This window comes from Halovivax ruber XH-70 (assembly GCF_000328525.1).
Lineage (GTDB): Archaea > Halobacteriota > Halobacteria > Halobacteriales > Natrialbaceae > Halovivax > Halovivax ruber.
Genome location: NC_019964.1, coordinates 3,173,313 through 3,193,753 on the forward strand (window position 1 = coordinate 3,173,313; position 20,441 = coordinate 3,193,753).

The window sequence follows — 20,441 nt, forward strand, 5'->3', positions numbered from 1 at the left end:
GGAGCAGTCGTCGTGGTTCCGACATCGGTGGTCGACCGCCGACACACCTCGTTGAAAGACAGTACCTACATCAGGACGGGCGGCATTGCCCCTGCTAGTATGGTAGAGACGGTGTTGATCGTGGGTGTGATCGCGTCGCTCTTCGTCGGCTTCAACATCGGCGGCTCATCCACGGGGATCGCGTGGGGACCGGCCGTCGGCGCCGGCCTGTTGAAGAAGACGACGGCGGCCGGGCTGATGACGGTGTTCGTCTTCCTCGGCGGGTGGACCGTCGGACGGAACGTGATGGACACGCTTTCGGGCGACATCATCACGATCGAGATCTCGCTCGCGGCAGGCGTCGCCGTCCTGTTCTTCATCGGCCTGGGGATCCTGATCGCGAACGTCTTCGGCGTCCCCGTGCCGACGTCGATGACGACGGTGGGCGCCATCGCTGGGTTGGGACTGGCGACGGGGACGGTGAACTACGAGACGATCGCCTGGATCCTCTCGTGGTGGATCGTCACGCCCATCATCGGGTTCTGGATCGGCGCGTTCATCGGCCGGTACATCTATCCGGAGCTCAATCGCCGGGTTGGAATCGAAAACTCGCCGGGGCCGCTGCTCACGTTCGATCGAAGTGGCGGCCTCCCGACACCTGCTCTCGGACCGAACACGACCTATCGCGAACTCGTGAGCACGATCGTCGTGCTGATCGTCGGCTGTTACATGGCGTTCAGCGCCGGCGCGAGTAACGTGCCCAACGCCGTCGCGCCGCTCGTCAGCAGCGGAGCGCTCGAGCCGAACCCAGCCATCCTCATCGCGACGGTGGCGATCGGGCTGGGCGGCTTTACGATCGCCCGCCGAACGATGGAGTCCGTCGGGGGCGAGCTGAGCGACATTCCCCTGCTCGCGGCGCTGATCGTCATGGTCACGGCCTCCACGATCACGACCGTCCTCTCGTCGATGGGCATCCCGATCAGCCTCGTGATGGGGTCGGTCATGACGATCGTCGGTCTCGGGTGGGGCCGGGCGACCCGACCGGTTACCGTCCGCGAGGCGGTCGCGGGCGAGGCCGGAGAGGCGGAGATCGCGATGGGAGCGCTCACCACCGAGGAGACGGCGGGCGCCGAACCGCGCCCGATCGGCGAAGCCGAGCGGAGCGAGGTGCTAGACGCGCGCGACCTGTTCAACCCGGGCGCCATCATCAAGTACATCTCGATGTGGATAATCGGGCCGACGATGTCGACGGCGCTTGCGTACGGATTCTTCGTGCTCGTCCCTGGCATCGCCTGACGGACCCAGCCGACGCGAGCTCACTGGCCGCCCACTCCCGTGAATCCGACCACCGTACTTATTCACCATGTCGACGTAGCGTCTCGTATGAGTTTTCGCGTCCTCGTCCCGATGGACGACTCCGAAATGGCCGAGCGAGCCCTCGAGTACGCACTCGAAACGCATCCCGACGCCGACGTGACCGTCCTCACGGTCGTCGGCGTGCCCTCGATGCTGATGGGCGACGCAGTCAGTCTCGCGCTGGAAACCGATCTTGACGAGGCGTCGCAAGAACACGCCGGCCCAGTGCTGGAACGGGCCCGCACCATCGCGGCCGAACACGACCGAGAGATCGACACCGTCGTCGGCCTGGGCCATCCGGCCCGGGTCATCGTGCGCGACGCGGACGACTACGACGTCATCGTGATGGGGAGCCACGGCGAACACAGCGCAGACATTGCACGGCGATTCCTGGTCGGCAGCGTCGCGAAAGAAGTGTTCCGCCGGTCCCCCGTCCCCGTCACGTCGGTCCGGTGATCGAGCCGATCCGGGACGGATGTGGACGTGTGCTTTCGACTGGCGAGAAACGAGTGTATTCGATCGACTGACTGAACGGGTGTATTCGATCGACTGATCGAACGAGTTACTCCTGATCGTCGTCGTTCTCGGTAGTCTCCTCGATCAACTCCTCGACTTCGTCCTCCCGTGGCCGGCGATCGACGCGCTCCTCGACCGACTCGACTTGCTTTTGGACGTCCTCGATCTGCTCGACGACGGTCTCTTCGATGGTGTCCGGAACCGTCTCCTCGACGGTTTCGGCGACCGTCTCTTCGACGGTCTCACCGACCGTTTCCTCGACCGTCTCACCGACTTTCTGTTCGACGGTTTCACCAACCGTTTCTTCGACCGTCTCGCCAACCTTCTCGTCCATCGTCTTCTCCACGGTCTCCTCGACGGTTTCGCCGACTTTCTGCTCGACAGTCTCGCCGACAGTCTCTTCGACCGTTTCGCCAACCGTCTGTTCGACTGTTTCGCCGACCTTCTCGTCGACTGTCTTCTCGACCGTCTCCTCGACGGTTTTCCCGACCGTCTCGTCCATCGTCTTCTCCATCGTCTGTTCGACCGTTTCGCCGACCGTCTCGTCGACCGTCTTCTCGACTGTTTCCTCCACAGTTTTCCCGACAGTCTTGTCCATCGTCTCGCCGACTTCCTTCTCGACGGACTCGCGGACGGCGGTCGTCATCCAGTCCGGATCGAACCGGGACATCTTCCAGACGACGTGGACGACGTAGGAGGCGAAGACGCCGACCCCGAACGCGAGGCCGACGTTCGTATCACCGGTGGCGATCAGCCCGATCGAGAGGACGATCAAGGCGCCGTAGGTCAGATCGACGATCGCATCAATGCGGACCGGGTTCATGGCTACGACCTTGCGGCGTACCCCGGTAAAACCTCTGGATCGGCGGCCATCGGCGAACGGTGCGGGCGATCGTCACGTCGACGGCCGCCCCCGATCAGTGCAGATGAACGTTCTTTTGAGCGCGGACGGTGTGGATGGTGATAGATACCGTGTTGGAACCGCTCCTCGTCGTCGGATTGCTCGTCGCCGTCTTCGTCGGATACAACATCGGCGGCGCCACGACCGGCCCGGCCTTCGGCCCGGCCGTCGGCGCGAACGTGATCTCGAAGGTGATGGCCGCCGGCCTGATGGCCGTGTTCTTCTTCCTCGGGGCAATCACGATCGGCCCCCAGGTCGTCACGACCCTCGGGGAGGAGCTGGTCACGGACACCGGGATCTTCACGATGCGGGCGAACGTCGCCGTCCTCTTCTTCATCGGCGGGGCCCTGTTCGTCGGCAACTACGCGGGCGTGCCGGCCTCGACGTCGATGACCGCCGTCGGCGCCATCGCCGCGCTGGGATTCGCGACGGACGCGGTGAACTGGGTCGTCCTCGGCGAGATCGTCAGTTGGTGGATCGTCGCCCCGATCCTCGGGTTCTGGGTCTCCGGCGTCGTCGGGCGGTACTTCTACCCGCGAATCAACGCCTGGGTCGCGATCGAGGGGAGCGACGACGAGGACGAGCTCATGGTGCAGATCGCGTGGAAAGGGGTCTTCCCCCGCATCCGATTCGGACCGGACGCCGATCGCCGCGAGAAGACGGGCGCGCTGGTCGTCGTCGCCATCGGCTGTCTGATGGCCTTCTCCTCCGGGACGAGCAACATCGCGAACGCGATCGCGCCGATCTACGGAACCGGAGAGGTCGAGATGATCCCGCTGATCCTGCTCGGCTCCGCCGCGGTCACCGTCGGCTGTTTCACGATCGCCCGCCGCACGCTCGACACGCTCGGCAACGATATCACGAACCTGCCGCTGACGGCGGCAATCGTCGTCGCCGTCGTGAGTTCCTCGATCGTCATCGTCCTCTCCTCGCTCGGCGTCCCCGCGAGCTTCGTCGTCATCGCGACGATGAGCATCATCGGCCTCGGCTGGGGCCGGGCGACCCGGACGACGACGCTCCCCGAAGTCGCCAGGGGTGAAGAGACGCACGTCTCCGTCGGCGCACTGACCGCCGAGGAGGAAGGCGAGTCACTCCCGGAGATCGGTGAAGAGGAACCGACGGACATCCCCCGGGCGTCGGACCTCTTCGACCCGGGGACGACCGCCAAGGTCGTTCTCATGCAGAACGTCGTGCCGGCCATCGCGACAGTCGGAGCCTATCTCACGTTCCGGTTCGTCCCGGTTTTCGGGTTCTGAACGGCGGCGGAGCAATCGGTCGGGTGCATCGACCGCCGAAGTGCCGGTCCCGCAGTCGACGGACCCCATATTCTGCGGTGTCTCGGGCTTGCACCGACGATTCCCAGGATATCCTACGTGATTAACGATGCAAGTCGCAACAGCAAGGTATTACAGGGCGGGTGCCGAATTCTCCGCTGATGCCCACGGTAGAATACCTCAACTACGAAGTGCTGGACGATCACGGCTGGGAGATGGACGACGACGACCTCTTCGACGAGGCCGCCGACGCTGGCCTCGACGACGAGGACTACGGCACGCTCGAGGTCAACGAGGGCGAGTACATCCTCGAAGCCGCCGAGGCCCAGGGCTACGACTGGCCCTTCTCCTGCCGCGCCGGCGCCTGTGCGAACTGTGCAGCCATCCTCAAGGAAGGCGAACTCGAGATGGACATGCAGCAGATCCTCTCCGACGAGGAGGTCGAAGAGAAGAACGTTCGCCTGACCTGCATCGGTCACGCCCTGACCGACGAGGTCAAGATCGTCTACAACGCAAAGCACCTCGATTACCTGCAGAACCGCGTCATCTAAGCAGTCTCCTCTTTCGCGATACTGCCGTTTTCGCCCACCGGATCCGAGCCGTGGGTTTCGATATCGGGAGTCTCTCGGACGAATCGCGCGACGTTAGGCTTCGACGAGACACCCCGTCCGGGACGCCCGAAACACTAACACGAGTGGCGCGTCGATGAGCGCTCGTGCTGTCGAATCTCCCCGCCTCGGTCCCCGATCTCCTTCGCCTGCTCGCGCTCCCCGTCTTCGCCTGGGTCGCCGTGTTAGACGTGCGAACCCGGCGCGTCCCGAGTGCGGTCTGGATTCCCCTCGGTGCGCTCGGCGCGGCCCTGCTCGCCTGGGACGGCTGGGTCGCCTACACCGCCGACCTCCACGCCTGGCAGTCGTTCCTCATCCCGACGGCGTTCAGCGTCGGCTTCGTCGTGCCGCTCGCGTACCTCTTCTGGTGGTTCGGCGGCTTCGGCGGCGCCGACGCGAAGGCGTTGCTCGTCCTCGCACTGCTCTTTCCCGTCACCCCGTCGTACGGGATCGGTGACTGGGCGTTCCCGCTCGTCGGCGGCGATCAGCTCTTGCCCTTCTCGCTGGCGATCCTGGGCAACGGCGTCCTCGTCGGGCTCGCGATTCCGGTCGCGCTCGGGCTCCGAAACGCGCTCGCCGGACGATTCACCCCGATCGCCCCGCTCGGCTGGCCGACGGCCGTCGACCGCATTCCACACCGCCACGGCAAACTCCTCCAGACGACCGACGGCTACACGCTCTCCGGACTAGATCTCGACGCGCTCAGAATGTACCTTCGCTGGCGTGGCGCGACGTTCGCAGAACTGCGGGCCGAACCGGATCGACTCCGCGATCCCGAGACGCTCCCTGACGAACCGAATCCGCCGACCGACGGTGCGATCGACGCTGGGCCGCCCGTGGCCGACGGTGGGGAGGTGGAATCCATCGATGCAGTGGAACAGACGGGACGCGATGAAGCCGATTTCAGCGCCGAGCCGACCAACGGCGATCCGACCGACGCCGACCCGAGCGGCGTCGAGTTCGACGATCCCTGGGGTGCGGCGGCGTTCCTCGACTCGATCGAGGGCACGGCCTACGGCACTTCGCCCGATGATCTCCGCGACGGACTCGACGTCCTCGCGTCCGAGGAACGCGTCTGGTACTCGCCTGGAACGCCGTTTCTCGTCCCGCTCTTTCTCGGCCTGCTCGTCGCGATTGGTTACGGCGACGTACTCATTTCGCTGATGAGCTAGCGGTGGTCGTTACGCCGCGAGTCGCGCTCGTAGCCGTTCGTACAGCGGCCAGCCGACCGTCCAGAACGCCGCGAACGCGGCGCCGACGGCGACGACGGCCAGCCAGAGTCCGCCGGACTGATCCGGCGACCCCGTCGCGAGGGCTGCGACGACGCCGAGGAGCAGGAGGAACGAGATCACCAGACTCCCCAGTTCCAGCGCGGCCGCAACGGGGTTCGCACGCACCGCAGCGAGAAACGAAGCGAGGGCCATAGACGCTTCTCGAAGGGCGACAACAAAATACTCACGATGGGGCCGCACGGGCCCGAAGCGAGTGCGCTCCGCGGTGCCTAGTTGTCGATGTTGACGGTGATCGACTGCGTCTGGAGGTACGAATCGAGCGCTTCCATGCCCTTCTCACGACCGATGCCGCTCTTCTTCGTGCCACCGAAGGGCGTCTCGACGCCGTCGCCGAACCACTCGTTGATGAAGACGGTGCCGGCGTCGACGTCGCGGGCGAGCGAGAGCGCCTCGTCGATGTCCTGCGAGAAGACGCCGCCGGTGAGGCCGTATTCGACGCCGTTGGCGATACGAATCGCCTCCTCGGGGTCGGAGTAGGGGATAACCGTGAGCACCGGGCCGAAGATCTCCTCCTGGGCGATTCGCATGTCTGGTTCGACGTCGGTGAAGACCGTCGGCTCGACGAAGAAGCCATCGCGGTCGGCCGGTTCGCCGCCGGTCACGAGCGTCGCGCCCTCCTTCACGCCGACGTCGATGTACTCGAGGACGCTCTCGTAGTGTTCCTCGTAGTTGAGCGGGCCCATTCCGGGATCCTCGACACCGGGGCCGAGGTCGTAGGACTCGGCACGGTCGACGATCGCGTCGACGAAGTCGTCGTAGATGGACTCGTGGACGACGGCGCGGTCGGCCGCCGAGCAGATCTGGCCGGCATTGGTGAAGATGCCGAGTGAGGTCCAGAAGACGGCCGAACCGAGGTCGGCCTCCGGTGTGACGATCGAGGCGTTCTTGCCGCCGAGTTCGAGCGTGACGGGCGTGATCGTCTTCGCGGCGGACTCCATGACCGCCTGGCCCGTCGGGACGCTGCCGGTGAAGGTGAGGACGTCGACGTCCTCGTGTTCGGAGAGGGCGGCACCCGGCTCCCCGCCGCCGGTGAGCACGTTGAGGACGCCATCCGGGAGGCCGGCCTCTTTGCCCAGTTCCGCCAGTCGGATCGCGGTCAGCGGGGTCGTCGGCGCCGCCTTCACGACGACGCTATTGCCGGCGGCCAGCGCCGGCGCGACGCCGCGAGCGGTCAGGTTGAACGGGAAGTTCCACGGGACGATCTGGCCGCTGACGCCGTAGGGTGTGCGCTCGGTGAACGCCAACTTGCCGTCACCCGTCGGTGCGGTCCGCCCCTCTAGTTTGTCGACTGCGCCGCCGTAGTACTCGAAGAACCTGGCGGCACCCGACACGTCGTGGTGGGCCTGGGTGAGCGGCTTGCCCTGATCCCGACTCTCGAGTTCGGCCAGCTCGTCCGAGTGTTCGGCAATGAGTTCGCCCAGCTGGGAGACGATCCGGCCGCGCTTGCCGGGCGACATGGCTTCCCACTCGGCCTGGGCCTCGCTGGCGGCCTCGACCGCACGGTCGACGTCCGCCGCACCCGCCTCCGCGGCCGTCGCGAGTGTCTCGCCCGTCGCCGGGTCGATCGTCTCGCGCGTCTCACCTGCCGCCGCCTGTACGAACTCGCCGTCGATGAAGAGCTGGTATGCTTCTGCGATTGCGTCTGACATTGTGGATCACTCGAGGTCGGCCTCGACCGAACCGACCGAACGAGGCCGTCTATCCACTCCATCGGGCTCGTGCACGATAATAACATTCATCTCGATCGGTTCGAATTCGGTCACGCCATCCGGGTGGAGTCGTATCGTCGCCAGCCAACGAGTCCGGCGAGTGAGGCCGCGAGGATCAGTACGGCCTCGAGTTCGGCGCCACTCGTCACGAAGTAGAAACCGGCCAGCGGAATCGCCACGGCGAACGCGACGGTCGCGCGGTCCAGCGAACGGTGGTCAGCGAGCGCTCGTACGCCGAAGAGAAGCGTGAGAGCGAGGGTAACCCCAGCGACCACGTCGACGAGGTAGTGGAGACCGAGGACGATTCGCGCGAGACAGACGAGGGCGACGACGGTGCCGGCGGCTGCGTATCGACGCCGGGCGGTACTCACGGTGAGGACGGACGCCAGCCCGACGTAGACGATCGTCGTGCTCGTCGCGTGTCCGCTCGGAAAGCCGTAGCCCCCGGCGAAGGCCGTGAGTTCGTAAATCGTCTCGACGACGCCCGGGAGCGCCTCCGGATCGAGTGGCATCGCGGTCGGCCGTGGCCACGCCAGCAGTTCCTTCAGCCCCCGGTACAGCCCCAGTCCGGCGAACCACGCACCGCCGACGAAGGCCACGCCCGATCGAGAGGGCGTATCGAGCAGGAAAAGCGAGGCGAGGAGGAGCGAGAGGAACCAAATGTCACCGAGCTGAGTTAAGACGCCGAAGACGACGGCCAGCCAGTCCGGAAGCAGTTCGTTCACCAGCGCGTGCTCGCCGATTCCCCGGGTCATAGAACCACACGGGGAGAGGAGCGACTAAATAGCTTGGATCGATGTGATAGGTGTCAGACATCCGATAGATGCTCGAACGAGAAGCGGTTCAGCCCGGGTCGAAACCGTCGGTGGACGGGCCCGGTCAGCACCGTGATTCGATGTCGGCCGCGATGTCGTCGAGTTCGTCGTCCGCGAGATCGGGCGTCTGTCCGGCGATCGCGTGGATCGGCCCGCCACCGTCCCCGTCGAATCGCGGGACGATGTGGCAGTGGACGTGCGGGACCTCCTGTCCCGCCGCTTCGCCGTTGTTGAACGCGACGGTGGTCGCGTCGGCGTCGACGGCGTCCTCGACTGCCGGGACCAGGTCGTGAATCGTCGCGTAGAGGTCGGACGCGACGTCGTCAGGGACGTCGTTCAATCGCTCGTACTCGTCTTTCGGGATGACGAGCGTGTGTCCTGGCGCGAGCGGGTTCGCGTCGAGGAAAGCGTACGTGGTCTCGTCCTCGTAGACGGTGCGGGCGGGGATCTCCCCGTCGACGATCTGACTGAAGATCGTGGGCATGTCTGTGGCTGTGTCGCCACGTCGTATGAAGGTTACCCGCGATCGCCGTCACTCGGTTCAACAGGGGGGAGCTAGGCTTCCCAACAGCCGGACGTAACTAATAGGGAACGACCCTCCCCTCGGTTGTATTAAAATATTTACGACATTAGCCGAATGCAGTGATGGGTGAACACCCTGCCTTCGAGACGTGACGTGATCGTCGGTGGCGGCGGTCTGATCACCGGTGGCTCCGGCGCCATCGGGGTCAAACTGTACCTGGAAGACCCAGACGCCGGCTACGTTCCGGGCCGTACCCCGCTGGCATGGGCCAACACCGAGTGGCCATTCCCGGACTACGATCCAGCACTGACGCGCAACCCGCCCCCTGAGAGCCCCCCGATGCAGATCTCGAGCGCGTGTGGGCCGTTCGAGACGACTCACTGTACGCCAACGAGTGGTCACCCCCGATCGTCGCGAACGGCCGGGCGTTCGTCGCAGGCGCCGAATCGCGCGGTGTCGCCCTCTGGGCCGTCGATATCGCGAACGGCGACGTCGAGTGGAGTCGAAGGTACCTCGGGGACGGCGGAATGGGCCCCTCTATCGCCGCTCCGGGGAGCGAACTCTACTATCGGATCGATGATTGGACACCGCCGGTCGGTGCGTTGGCCGCGGCAACCGGCGAACAGGTGTGGAGCTATAGCGATCCGCCCAACGGAAACTGGTTGATCGGCGGCGGACGATTCTACCACACCGACACGATCGATGGGGATCTCCACGCGTACGACGTCCGGACCGGCGACCACCTGTGGGTAACTCCCGTCGACGACGATCGGCTCTTCGTCCGGTCGTTTCATCCCGAAGTCGGGGTATTCGCGTCCGGATACGGAACGCTGTACGCGCTCGATCCCGTGAACGGATCGGTCCGCTGGGACAGGGACGCCCCAGGCATTACGAGATCGGGGCCTGTAATCACCGGCGAACGGGTATTCATCACCAAATCGACCGGCGAGAAGGACCTTCTGTCGCTCGATCCCGCGAGCGGCGAACGGCAGTGGCAGTACCCGCTTTCGCAGGTCTGGGGAGACACACAGGAGGGACGCGCAAAGCGGTGGTACGAAATCGGGGCGGCGACGCCGGAGGTCGTCGTCGTTCGAGAACGACGCGCCGACCGGTCGGCCGGGCGACTGCACGCCGTAGAAGCTAACGCAGGCGAGCGCCGCTGGCGAATCGCGCCGCCCGACGGCACCGCCGGGTTCGGGGCGCCCACCGTCGTCGGAGACAGCGTCTACGTCGGCGCGGCCGGCCCCCAGCGGAGCACGTTACTTCGCCTGGCGCTCGACGACGGGTCGCAACTGTCGTCCTGGGACCTCCCGCCAGGCGCCGGGGATACGCTGGTCGCCGACGGCCTGGTGATCGTCAAGGTTGAGGACGGGGTCGTCGCGTTGGCCTGAGAAGAAAATCCGTTTCCGAGCAGTCAGCGGGTGCACAACTCGCCCAGCGCTTCGCGGAGTGCGGTCGCGTACTCGTCGGCCTCGTACCCCATCCGACTGATCCAGACGTCCTGATTGGACGGATGGAGGATCGGCAGGAGCCAAGTATCCAGCGCCCCACACCGAGTGGGTTCGAGAACGGTGTCGAGAAAGCCGGACCCGTCGAGGTCGTCGAGCGAGCGGTCGTCAGCCGCTAACACCGACGTGGTGGCGTGTTTGCCGGTCGCGACGACGACATCGGGCTCGACACGATCGAGTTCCGTCAGGAGGTGTGGGCGACAGGCCGCGAGTTCCTCGGCGGTAGGTTCGCACGTACTCACCGAGTCGGCGGACTCGCTCGCGGAATCGGTGTCCGACTCGGCAGCGGCGCCGCGCGTCTCGTCCGCGGGCATGCACTTCACCGCGTTCGTGAAGTAGCTCTCGTCGGCGTACCCCACCTCGTCCATCATCCGGCGGATCCGCCGACCGGAGTGACGCGCGGTGTAGGCCATCCCGGTCCAGTTGCCGCCGCGCCACGGGTCAGCATCGGGATTGCCGGCACCTGGCGCCTCGCCGACGACGAAGACCGGGGCGTCGGGCGGCCCCGTTCCCCACGAGATGTGCTCGCGACAGGCGGCGAGTTGCGGACAGCGATCGCAGTCCGGTTCGATGACGTGGCGCGACGCGGGGAACGCAGGATCGTCAGGGTCGGAGGGCGATTCGGAGGACACGCACTGAGGCAGGGGCGCATCGACGAAGGGCGTGTCGATCCGACGCGTCCACCACGCACGCCGGGCCTTCGAGCGGAAGTCAGCTGGCACTGTCGGCCCGCCTCAGAAGTGCCTTTGGGAAGGTTGTTTTTACCATTTATCCCTATACGACTCACCCCAACGCACCATGGAAACAATTATACTATACAAAATTGAAGTGTCCGTATACGATGACTCCGAGCGATCGTCGCCGATCGAGAAGTTTGCAGAGGCAGGCGGAGGACGGCTAGATGGGGCGGAAGAAGGATCGCCGACGGAACCGCAGAAACGGCGAGCGACGGGAACGCGACCGAGACGATCGCCGCGAGAATCGCGAGGCCGACGAGCAGGCGTTCACTCCCATGGGAATGCCCGATGCACCGATTCCCGACGCGCCAGTCCCCGACGCGACACCGCCCGATGCCAGGCCGTCGGTCGGCTTGCCAGCGATGGAGAACGTGAATCCGATTCCGCAGACTGACCGGGTGCCGATGGCCAGTCGCGGCTACGGTCACGAGGCGCAAGAACACATCATGCGTGCGACGGACGGGACGGAGACGGACCCTCACGACGTGCCGGATGCAGTGCTCGATGTGCTCGCGACCGGCAGCGGGCAGTCACTCGACGCCTCGCTCCAGCGCGCCCTCGAAGACCGGATGGATGCAGACTTCTCGAACGTCGAGATTCACACGGGTCCGGAAGCGGCAAAGGCCGCCGACGCGATCGACGCGCGAGCGTTCACTTGCGGCAACGCGATCGTGTTCAACGACGGCGAATACGATCCGGAAAGCGCGGAGGGACAGTACCTGCTGGCGCACGAGTTGGCTCACGTCAAACAGCAAACGGGCGCGGCGATCTCGATGATGCCGCAAGCGGACGCCGACCTGGAAATCGATCCTGACCCGCAACTAGAGCGGGAGGCTGATCAGGCGGCCGAAGACGCGCTGTCCGGAGAGGAACCGCTGACCGTGAACCGGCTGGGCACGGACGTCCACGTCCAGCGGGTATCGGAAAACAAGGTGTTCGAGGCGATGGCGCTGTTCGAGGCCGAGAACGAGAGCGGCGAGATCAGCGACTTCCGCGAGGACCAGAACGAAAATCGGCTTGCGTATCTGCACGGAGTGGCCCAAGACGTCATCGAAAAGCAGCAAAAAGAGTCTTCGCTGGGGACGAAACAGGAGCTCAAGGCATCGAACTCCAGAGAAGTTCGCGATCTCGCAAAGCGCGGTCCGTCGGAAGCCGATATCAAAACGCAGATCGAGCAACTCAAATCGAACATCGATGCCGACCTGAGCGACGTGGCCCTGACCGAGGACCAACGCCGGCTCCTCGATGGTGACATCGAGGTCGGGATGTGGGACAAGGTCTCCTGGGGAATCGTCAAGGGTATCCTCTCCGTGACGACGATCCCGTATCTGATCAAGGCGGCGAAGCTGGGAACGGCGGCCGCGGGGAAGGACCTCGACGACCGGGGAAGACAGACGGTGGCGCAACTCCGGGACGGAAAGATATCAGATCTGGACGACCTCAAGCACCTCTGGGAGCAGACCAACGGCTCGCTCGAAGACCGGGCCGAGCAGATCGAACAGGAGATCCGGGAGGGAGTCTGGTACGATGAGGATGGCGACCCATACCAAACTGGTGGAAATCAATGAAGACCAAAATCGAAGGGGAGAAAGATGGTTACATAAAGGTCTATGTGACCGACAATGGCGGGGCTGAGCATGACTTGACTATTGAAAACGGGGGAGAAATAGAGTTCCATAAATGCGAGGAATACTCTAACAATCCCGCCAAACGAACTCGTAAACAGTCGGAATACGGGCAGCAAGCCCGCCGATATGCGCAGTGGACTGTGTACCGCGAGCGCGGGTACGACACGGTTCCACCAACCGAAAACCCCGATCGCCTCGTGGCTGGCCTGCTGGCCATCACCAGGCTCTCCGAAGATGAGTTCGACGACTATTTCGGCGATCTCCACGCCAAACTTCGTCGCCACTACGACGGGTTCGGCGTCGAATTGCCGTTCGACGACGCAGATCCCGACGACGCCATCGTCTACCAGAAGGATGTCTACCTGCAACCCGATCCGGTCGACTTCGACCCGCCGGTACTCGAGCAATTCCTCGATCGGTTCGACGGGGATGCCGATTCACCGGCCGTCGGCGACGGCGACATTCCGTTCGACGAGATGGACGAACTCGATTTCGAGGTCGAAGCCGTCTCGGGGATGCACGTGTTGCACAACGACGGGCAGGGGAACGAGCAGGTATCCCACGGCGAGCAACCACTCGATCGCGACCCGGACGTTCGCGTCGAACTGATGGCGTTCGATCCTGCGTCGGTTGACTCGTTCCAGCACTACGTCGTCTCGAACCTCGCCTACCAGATCCGCGACCGCTTCCTGCTGATGGGGGTGAAGCCGCCAGTTCCGTTCCGCGCACAAGGGTGGGGAACCTACGAGGGCTTCCAGAGCCAGAAATTCTGCTCGCTGTACGACGAGTACTGGTCGAGCGAGGCGACCGTAACGTCCTGGGAACCCTGGTAACGCCTCTCCATCGACGCATGTGCAGGCTCTGTGTTCGGTCCCCGGATTCTGCCGTTCAGTTACCATCCGCCGGATGTAACCAGTACACTGGCTGTTTGCGCTCGATACAACCTGACGGTAAATCGCGGGCATGGCCTCGGAAGCCAACCATCATGCGAGTATTCGAGTGGACGGATCCCCACGACGTGCCGGACGCCGACCTGGAGATCGATCCGGATCCGCAGCTAGAGCGCGAAGCGGATCAGGCAGCCGAGGATGCGCTCTCGGGCGACGAGCCGCTGATTGTGAACCGGCTGGGAACCGACTTCCACGTCCAGCGAAAGGACTGGAACGCCGGTCCCGCAAATGCCGAGCGCCTCTCGACGGCCGAGGGCCCCGGCCTCGTCGACGAGACAGTCGCGGATCTGACCACCAAGACCTACCGGCTGACGCAGGACGAGCTCGTCGACCTCGTCGAGGCGGTCGACACACCCGACGAGCTCCCCGCCTACGTCGAAGCGAACGATATCGACGTCGCCAGCCGCCTGCAGGACACGATGGGCAGTGGGTTCAAGGGCGCGACGAGCGGCTGGAAGGCCGGATCGCTGGTGGGCTCGATAGCCGGGCCCGCTGGGGCACTGGCGGGCGGCCTCGCCACCGTTCCGGTCGGCTACTTCATCGCCCAGCAGTATGGGAACGGAACGGCCGACACAATACAGAAGCGCCTCCGGTCACTACTCGGACTCACCACCGATCAGGAGTTCAAGATCGAAGGTGGAGAAACGGGCGACAAGTCCCTAAAATTCTGGTGAATCTAATGGAAGCACAAGTTATCGATAGAGACGATCAAGACATCGGTGTAGAAGTTGACGATAATAATGGGGTGGAGCATCGGATATTGGTATCATACGATGGAGACATCTCTGGACACAGTCAAGATGGCTACCCTGATGACCCTGAACGGAGAAGTACATCGGAGCAGGAAACGATATTCCATGCCCGCCGCTACGCCAAGTACTACGTCGCTCAGGAGACCGAATACGACACGATCCCGTGGGATCTGAACCCCGGGCGGTTCGAGACCGTCCGCGACGCACTGGCTGCCCTCACCGCCGACGAACTCGACGACTACTTCGGCGACCTGTTCGCCCAGAGTCTGAGTCACTACGCAGACGATCCCGACGTCGACACGGGTGGCACCGAGCGCCCCTACGAACTTCCGACAGACAAGATCGGTCCCGATGGTGCCGTACTCTACGAACAGGAGATCTACCTCGACGAATCAGATGATATTGAAGCCGTCTCAGGCGTCATCGTCGAGTACTACGTCGCGAAGGGCGAGCGGACGACCGTTCGTCACGACGAAGCGCCGGTGCCGGATCGCGACTCGGACGCCCGCATCGAGATTTCGCCTGCTCCGTTCGTCGACCTGAAACCCTTCCGGGACTATCTCGTATACAATCTGCGCTGTCAGATCCGCGATTGCTACGTCGGAATGGGGCTCGAACCGCCCGCGGCGTACAAAGTCCTCGGCCCGGGCCAGTACCGCTTCACAGGCAAGTACCAACACTTCGAGTGCTACCCCGCGTACTTCGACGTCAACGCGGACATCCCCGGCTACAGCCACGAGTTCGCGCCGGAGTTGCCGATTTCGGACGCCGAACTCGGTGGGTTGGTGGATCTGGGAAGTGAACGGTCACTGTACAGCCAGCTCAAAGGCGCGCTGTTCAGTCGGTAGGGCTCGAAACCAGTTCCGTCGCGGGCGACGGAGAGACACCCCCAGAGCCCGCAGTCGGGTCGGCTTCCCAATCTTTCGTATCTAGCCGCGTTCGATCGTCGCGGACCCGCGGGCAGAGCGTCAGGGCTATGTCGACCGAGCCCTACGGTCTCGCTATGACGCTGCTTGGATCGGAACTGCTCGCCGAGGTCGTCTCGCTCGCGGTGTACACCGTTCTCGCCATCGGGCTGACGATCGTCGGCGCACTCGCAGAGAACGCCAGTCTCCAGCACCTGGGCGCTGGCGACCTGATGCTCGCCGGCTGGCTCGCCGCGATCGGAACCGTCCTGCTGTACGCGGGCGTTTACGCCGTCGGCTACCAGAAGCTGGTTCTTCGCGCGAGCGCCGTGTTCGCGGAGTGAACGGCGAGGTTGGCAGGTACCCAGCCCGACGTTGCACCTTCCTACGCTTCGGCGAGTGACTGCAGGTACGTGACGAACGCGGCGATCGCGAGCACGGAAAATCCCGCGGATATGAACTGCATAGGGATCACTCCCCCCCGTGAACGCGGTCGTTGCGACAGTGAGGATGATGATCGCCGCGAGAGTAGTGAGGACCCATCCGATGTTCGTCAGGTACCGTCGGACCGGGAACGACATTGGAGAGATTTTTTTGCCACCAGCCATAATAGTTTCTCGTCGTTCGAGAGTGGATGATGTGCCGATCAAGTCTGACAGGTGAATCTGCCACACCGATTGCTCTTTAGTCTCGGAGCCAATTCCATCCGGTATGAGTCGATTCGGCGAGGTCGCCGACCAGTACGAACCCCACACACTCGAAGAATCGGTCTTCGAGTACTGGGACGAGGTCGACGCCTACGAGCAGACGAAAGCCCACCGGGCCGACGGCGAGCGGTTCTTCTTCGTCGACGGACCGCCGTACACCTCCGGCGCGGCGCACATGGGCACGACGTGGAACAAGACGCTGAAGGACGTCTACCTCCGCTTTTTGCGGATGCAGGGCTACGACGTCACCGACCGCCCGGGCTACGACATGCACGGGCTGCCCATCGAGACCCGGGTCGAGGAGAAACTCGGCTTCGAGAACAAGAAGGACATCGAAGCCTACGGGGAGGACGCCTTCATCGAAGCCTGCAAAGAGTACGCCGACGAGCAACTGGAAGGCCTCCAGTCCGACTTCCAGGACTTCGGCGTCTGGATGGACTGGGAGGACCCGTACAAGACGGTCTCGCCGGAGTACATGGAAGCCGCCTGGTGGGGCTTTTCCCAGGCCGCCGACCGCGACCTCGTCGAAAAGGGCCACCGCTCCATCTCGCAGTGTCCCCGCTGTGAGACCGCGATCGCCAACAACGAGGTCGAGTACGACGACGTCGAGGACCCCTCGGTCTACGTGAAATTCGACGTAACGGACCGCGAGGGAGACGCACCAGCGGACACGAGCGGCGACGGTAAGCTCGTCGTCTGGACGACGACGCCATGGACCATCCCCGCGAACACGTTCGTCGCCGTCGACGAAAAGGGCGACTACGTCGGGGTTCGGGCCGAAAGCGGCGACCACGAAGAGCTCCTCTACGTCGCGGAACCGAAAGTCGAGGACGTCCTCTCGGCGGGTCGCTACGACGACTACGAGGTCGTCGAGGAGCTGACCGGCGCGGACCTGCTCGGCTGGGCGTACGAGCACCCGATGGCCGACGAGGTGCCAGCCCACCCCGACTTCGACGGCGCCTGTGAGGTCTACGCGGCGGACTACGTCGACACGCACGGCGACGGGACCGGCCTCGTCCACTCCGCACCCGGCCACGGGGAGGAAGACTTCGAGCGCGGCACCGAACTCGACTTCCCGATCTTCTGTCCCGTCGGCGGCGACGGCGTCTACACCGAGGAGGGCGGCGCCTACGAAGGGCAGTTCGTCCGCGACGCCAACGAGGACATCGTCGCCGACCTCGAGGCGAACGGCTCGTTGCTGGCCTCGGAGACGATCTCGCACAGTTACGGCCACTGCTGGCGGTGTGATACGGGCATCATCCAGATCGTCACCGAGCAGTGGTTCATCACGATCACCGACGTCAAGGACGAACTGCTCGACAACATCGAGGACAGCAAGTGGCACCCCGAGTGGGCCCGCGACAACCGCTTCCGGGACTTCGTCGAGGAGGCGCCCGACTGGAACGTCTCCCGGCAGCGCTACTGGGGGATCCCGCTGCCCGTCTGGACGCCTGAAGGCGACTCCTCGTCCGATAGCGATGGGGCCGATCCCGACGACATGATCGTCGTCGGTACCCGCGAGGAACTCGCCGAGCGCGTCGACCAGGACGTCGACCCCGAGTCCGTGGACCTGCACAAGGACACGGTCGACGAGCTGACGATCACCGAGGATGGAACGACCTACACCCGCGTGCCGGACGTCTTCGACGTCTGGTTCGACTCCTCGGTGGCTTCGCTGGGCACGATCGGCTACCCGTCGAACGAGGACGACTTCGATGAACTGTGGCCCGCCGACCTCATCATGGAAGCCCACGACCAGACGCGCGGCTGGTTCTGGTCCCAGCTCGGCATGGGGACGACCGCCCTCGGCGATATTCCCTACAAGGAAGTCCTCATGCACGGGTTCGCCCAGATGCCCGACGGCCGGGCGATGTCGAAATCCAAGGACATCCTCGTCGACCCCCACGAGGCCATCGACAAGCACGGCCGTGACGTCATGCGCATGTTCCTGCTGTCGAACAACCCGCAGGGCGACGACATGCGCTTTTCCTGGGACGGGATGGAGACGATGGAACGCCACCTCCGGACCCTCTGGAACGTGTTCCGCTTCCCGCTGCCGTACATGCGCCTGGACGGGTTCGAGCCGGGCGTTGCGACTCCGTCGCAACGAGACGGAGGCGGCGAAGCCGCCGGAGTGACCCTCGAGACGGTCGCTGACGACCTCGAACTCGTCGACGAGTGGGTGCTGGCCCGGCTGCAGTCGACGAAGGCCGAGATGGCCACCCACTTCGACGACTACCGACAGGATCGGGCGCTCGACGCGCTCATCGACTTCGTCGTCGAGGACGTCTCCCGGTTCTACGTCCAGGCCGTTCGCGAACGCATGTGGGAAGAGGCCGACAGCGCGTCGAAGACGGCCGCCTACGCGACGATCTACCACGTCCTCCGCGAGACCGTCGTCCTGCTCGCACCGTACGCCCCGTTCGTCACAGAGGAACTCTACGGCACGCTCACCGGCGACGACGGCTTCGACACGGTCCACATGGAAGACTGGCCGACGCCGGACGGGCGCTTCGAAGACGAAGAACTCGAGACCGACGTCTCGCTGCTGCGCGCGATCGAGGAGGCTGGTGCCAACGCCCGCCAGCAGGCCGGCCGCAAACTACGCTGGCCCGTTCCGCGCGTCGTCGTCGCGGCGAACGACGAACGGCTCGCCACGGCCGTGGATCGACACGAAGCGCTGCTCGCCGACCGACTCAACGCCCGCGAGATCGAGGTGCTCGGCGCCGACGAGCGCTGGGGCGAACTCGAGTACAGCGCCGAGGCCGACATGAGCCTTCTCGGCCCCGCGTTCGGCGACCAGGCGGGGCAGGTCATGAACGCGCTCAACGAGGCCAGCATCGAGGAACCGGACCTCGACGCGCTGGCGGACGCCGTTTCAGACGCGGTAGGTGAGGACGTCGACCTCGACGACGAGATGGTCTCGTTCGTCACCCAGACGCCCGACGACGTGGCTGGGTCGACGATCACGATCGAGGGCGACGAACACGGCGTCGCCTACGTCGACGCCTCGCTCACCGCGGACATCGAGAGCGAGGGCTACGCCCGCGAGGTCATCCGCCGCGTTCAGGAGATGCGCAAGGACGCCGATCTCGACGTCGAGCAGCGCATCGCCCTCGAACTCGACGTGGGCGACGACCGCGTCGCTGATCTGGTCGACGAACGTATGGACCTCGTCCGCGAGGAAGTGCGTGCCGACGAAATCCGAACGGTGACAGACGGCCACCGCGAGACCTGGGACGTCGAGGGCGTCTCGATGGAACTGGCAATCGAACCGCTCGCGACCGCCGAAGCGTCCGATTAGGCGGACGCGACGATTTCTACATCGAGGGCTGACAGTCGACGATCGACGCGTCGCCGTTCACGACGACTCGCCACTCGACGTCGGCGACGGTGATCGTGAGAGAGATGCGAAGCGGTTCCTGCTGACTGACCGTCGGCGCCGAGAAGACGGCCCACTCGTACTCCCAGAACGGCGTGGTGTCGAGGGCGGCCCCGTGATCGAACAGCGTCGAGGCGATTCGAGGGCGTGTCGACAGCACGAGGCCCACCGGTGCGTACACGGTGGCGCCACAGCCGGCGCAGTCGAACCTGACCGACGGAGCGTCCGGTCGGCGCTCGGCCCACGAATCGACGGTCGACGTCATCCGGTGGGCGCAGAACGGACAGACGCCGTCGTCGGCGAGGTCGACGTAGGCCCGGGTTCGGTTCGCGTAGGCCGCGACGAACGCCGCCGTGGAGAGGGAGTCCGCCGGGCCCGGCGGGAAGTCAAATGCGCTCAAGACGTGCTCGCACGCGGGGCACTCGACGACTCCTTCGCCCGCTCGGTAGCTGATTTCGACCGTCGGATTGGCGCAGCGGCCGCACACGGAGTCGATCACGACCGGGTCGCGTTCGACCTCGTCGTTGAGCACGTCGGCGACGAGGAGGTTGTGCGCCCACCGCCCCTGCTGGGTGAGTTCGTAGCCGGCGCTCGATTTCCGAACGAACGTGCCCGTGAGCTGGCGGAGGTGGTAGTTCAACCGGCCGCCGTCGTCGACCGGGGATCGGTCAAGTATCGTCGAATACGACAGCGGCGCGTCGCTCGCGGCGAGGATCGCGACGAGTCCGAGTCGGAGCTCGCTGGCGAGGCCGCGAAACGAGTCGTCGCGCCCGGGTGGCACCCGATCTCGCCCGTCGTCCGCCGGCCCGGGAGCGTTTCGACGGGTCACAACGACTGTGACCACCGCGACCAGTAAGCCGTTTTGGAACGCCTCCGGGAGAAGGAAATTTCTCCAAATC

The 20,441-nt window shown here is 64.7% G+C and carries 19 protein-coding genes; 12 read left to right on the plus strand and 7 right to left on the minus strand.

Going from position 1 to position 20,441, the window contains the following annotated elements; genetic code table 11:
* Positions 1-99: 99 nt before the first annotated feature.
* Positions 100-1,275, plus strand: coding sequence for an inorganic phosphate transporter (locus HALRU_RS15255; protein WP_015302286.1), 1,176 nt, complete (start codon positions 100-102; stop codon positions 1,273-1,275).
* Between the two features lie 87 nt (positions 1,276-1,362).
* Complete coding sequence (locus HALRU_RS15260) at positions 1,363-1,791, plus strand: universal stress protein (protein WP_015302287.1); 429 nt, start codon at positions 1,363-1,365, stop codon at positions 1,789-1,791.
* Positions 1,792-1,897: 106 nt separating this feature from the next.
* On the opposite strand, the gene HALRU_RS15265 is transcribed toward HALRU_RS15260, so the two are convergent.
* On the minus strand, positions 1,898-2,674 hold the full coding sequence (locus HALRU_RS15265) for a hypothetical protein (RefSeq protein ID WP_015302288.1): 777 nt from the start codon (positions 2,672-2,674) through the stop codon (positions 1,898-1,900).
* A 134-nt stretch (positions 2,675-2,808) separates the two neighbouring features.
* On the opposite strand from HALRU_RS15265, the gene HALRU_RS15270 reads away from it, so the two are divergent.
* The 3 genes from HALRU_RS15270 to HALRU_RS15280 all read left to right on the plus strand — a co-directional run bounded on the left by HALRU_RS15270 (position 2,809) and on the right by HALRU_RS15280 (position 5,806).
* Positions 2,809-4,008 carry an inorganic phosphate transporter gene (locus tag HALRU_RS15270; protein WP_015302289.1) on the plus strand — a complete coding sequence of 400 codons (1,200 nt, stop codon included), beginning with the start codon at positions 2,809-2,811 and terminating at the stop codon, positions 4,006-4,008.
* Between the two features lie 179 nt (positions 4,009-4,187).
* Positions 4,188-4,577 carry a ferredoxin Fer gene (fer, locus tag HALRU_RS15275; RefSeq protein ID WP_015302290.1) on the plus strand — a complete coding sequence of 130 codons (390 nt, stop codon included), beginning with the start codon at positions 4,188-4,190 and terminating at the stop codon, positions 4,575-4,577.
* Between the two features lie 164 nt (positions 4,578-4,741).
* Positions 4,742-5,806, plus strand: coding sequence for a prepilin peptidase (locus HALRU_RS15280; protein WP_015302291.1), 1,065 nt, complete (start codon positions 4,742-4,744; stop codon positions 5,804-5,806).
* A gap of 9 nt (positions 5,807-5,815) precedes the next feature.
* Here the strand turns inward: HALRU_RS15280 and HALRU_RS15285 are convergent, their stop codons facing one another.
* The 4 genes from HALRU_RS15285 to HALRU_RS15300 form a co-directional block, all read right to left on the minus strand.
* Complete coding sequence (locus tag HALRU_RS15285; protein WP_015302292.1) at positions 5,816-6,058, minus strand: hypothetical protein; 243 nt, start codon at positions 6,056-6,058, stop codon at positions 5,816-5,818.
* A 77-nt stretch (positions 6,059-6,135) separates the two neighbouring features.
* Complete coding sequence (locus tag HALRU_RS15290; RefSeq protein ID WP_015302293.1) at positions 6,136-7,575, minus strand: aldehyde dehydrogenase family protein; 1,440 nt, start codon at positions 7,573-7,575, stop codon at positions 6,136-6,138.
* 110 nt (positions 7,576-7,685) lie between these two features.
* Positions 7,686-8,390 carry a phosphatase PAP2 family protein gene (locus tag HALRU_RS15295; RefSeq protein ID WP_015302294.1) on the minus strand — a complete coding sequence of 235 codons (705 nt, stop codon included), beginning with the start codon at positions 8,388-8,390 and terminating at the stop codon, positions 7,686-7,688.
* Between the two features lie 124 nt (positions 8,391-8,514).
* Positions 8,515-8,934: an HIT family protein gene (locus HALRU_RS15300; protein WP_015302295.1), complete on the minus strand. Its 420-nt coding sequence runs from the start codon at positions 8,932-8,934 to the stop codon at positions 8,515-8,517.
* 395 nt (positions 8,935-9,329) lie between these two features.
* On the opposite strand from HALRU_RS15300, the gene HALRU_RS15305 reads away from it, so the two are divergent.
* A complete protein-coding gene (locus tag HALRU_RS15305) occupies positions 9,330-10,364 on the plus strand; it encodes an outer membrane protein assembly factor BamB family protein (RefSeq protein ID WP_015302296.1) in 1,035 nt (344 codons plus the stop codon).
* Between the two features lie 23 nt (positions 10,365-10,387).
* Here HALRU_RS15305 and HALRU_RS15310 read toward each other — a convergent pair whose 3' ends face one another.
* A complete protein-coding gene (locus HALRU_RS15310) occupies positions 10,388-11,113 on the minus strand; it encodes a uracil-DNA glycosylase (protein ID WP_015302297.1) in 726 nt (241 codons plus the stop codon).
* 269 nt (positions 11,114-11,382) lie between these two features.
* Here HALRU_RS15310 and HALRU_RS16060 point away from each other — a divergent pair, with 269 nt between their 5' ends.
* The 6 genes from HALRU_RS16060 (at position 11,383) to ileS (ending at position 19,464) form a co-directional block, all read left to right on the plus strand.
* Positions 11,383-12,786, plus strand: a complete 1,404-nt coding sequence (locus HALRU_RS16060; protein ID WP_015302298.1) for an eCIS core domain-containing protein — start codon at positions 11,383-11,385, stop codon at positions 12,784-12,786.
* Entirely contained in the window at positions 12,783-13,679 is an 897-nt protein-coding gene (locus HALRU_RS15320; RefSeq protein ID WP_015302299.1) for a hypothetical protein, read from the plus strand. Before HALRU_RS16060 ends, HALRU_RS15320 begins: the two co-directional genes overlap by 4 nt.
* 152 nt (positions 13,680-13,831) lie before the next feature.
* Positions 13,832-14,470: a hypothetical protein gene (locus HALRU_RS15325; protein WP_015302300.1), complete on the plus strand. Its 639-nt coding sequence runs from the start codon at positions 13,832-13,834 to the stop codon at positions 14,468-14,470.
* Positions 14,471-14,475: 5 nt separating this feature from the next.
* Positions 14,476-15,396, plus strand: a complete 921-nt coding sequence (locus HALRU_RS15330; RefSeq protein WP_015302301.1) for a hypothetical protein — start codon at positions 14,476-14,478, stop codon at positions 15,394-15,396.
* Between the two features lie 155 nt (positions 15,397-15,551).
* Entirely contained in the window at positions 15,552-15,797 is a 246-nt protein-coding gene (locus tag HALRU_RS15335; RefSeq protein WP_148680565.1) for a hypothetical protein, read from the plus strand.
* 367 nt (positions 15,798-16,164) lie between these two features.
* On the plus strand, positions 16,165-19,464 hold the full coding sequence (ileS, locus tag HALRU_RS15340; protein ID WP_015302303.1) for an isoleucine--tRNA ligase: 3,300 nt from the start codon (positions 16,165-16,167) through the stop codon (positions 19,462-19,464).
* Positions 19,465-19,480: 16 nt separating this feature from the next.
* Here the strand turns inward: ileS and HALRU_RS15345 are convergent, their stop codons facing one another.
* Positions 19,481-20,371 (minus strand): DUF7351 domain-containing protein, encoded by an 891-nt coding sequence (locus HALRU_RS15345; protein ID WP_148680566.1) that lies wholly within the window; start codon positions 20,369-20,371, stop codon positions 19,481-19,483.
* Between the last annotated feature and the right edge of the window lie 70 nt (positions 20,372-20,441).

Bases quoted from the DNA above. Each gene is read 5' to 3' on its own strand.
- fer (WP_015302290.1), top strand. From the start codon at position 4,188: ATGCCCACGGTAGAATACCTCAACTACGAAGTGCTGGACGATCACGGC.
- HALRU_RS15290 (WP_015302293.1), bottom strand. From the start codon at position 7,575: ATGTCAGACGCAATCGCAGAAGCATACCAGCTCTTCATCGACGGCGAG.
- HALRU_RS15320 (WP_015302299.1), top strand. From the start codon at position 12,783: ATGAAGACCAAAATCGAAGGGGAGAAAGATGGTTACATAAAGGTCTAT.
- HALRU_RS15270 (WP_015302289.1), top strand. From the start codon at position 2,809: ATGGTGATAGATACCGTGTTGGAACCGCTCCTCGTCGTCGGATTGCTC.
- HALRU_RS15285 (WP_015302292.1), bottom strand. From the start codon at position 6,058: ATGGCCCTCGCTTCGTTTCTCGCTGCGGTGCGTGCGAACCCCGTTGCG.
- HALRU_RS15325 (WP_015302300.1), top strand. From the start codon at position 13,832: ATGCGAGTATTCGAGTGGACGGATCCCCACGACGTGCCGGACGCCGAC.
- ileS (WP_015302303.1), top strand. From the start codon at position 16,165: ATGAGTCGATTCGGCGAGGTCGCCGACCAGTACGAACCCCACACACTC.
- HALRU_RS15330 (WP_015302301.1), top strand. From the start codon at position 14,476: ATGGAAGCACAAGTTATCGATAGAGACGATCAAGACATCGGTGTAGAA.
- HALRU_RS15255 (WP_015302286.1), top strand. From the start codon at position 100: ATGGTAGAGACGGTGTTGATCGTGGGTGTGATCGCGTCGCTCTTCGTC.
- HALRU_RS15335 (WP_148680565.1), top strand. From the start codon at position 15,552: ATGACGCTGCTTGGATCGGAACTGCTCGCCGAGGTCGTCTCGCTCGCG.
- HALRU_RS15260 (WP_015302287.1), top strand. From the start codon at position 1,363: ATGAGTTTTCGCGTCCTCGTCCCGATGGACGACTCCGAAATGGCCGAG.
- HALRU_RS15300 (WP_015302295.1), bottom strand. From the start codon at position 8,934: ATGCCCACGATCTTCAGTCAGATCGTCGACGGGGAGATCCCCGCCCGC.
- HALRU_RS15295 (WP_015302294.1), bottom strand. From the start codon at position 8,390: ATGACCCGGGGAATCGGCGAGCACGCGCTGGTGAACGAACTGCTTCCG.
- HALRU_RS15265 (WP_015302288.1), bottom strand. From the start codon at position 2,674: ATGAACCCGGTCCGCATTGATGCGATCGTCGATCTGACCTACGGCGCC.
- HALRU_RS16060 (WP_015302298.1), top strand. From the start codon at position 11,383: ATGGGGCGGAAGAAGGATCGCCGACGGAACCGCAGAAACGGCGAGCGA.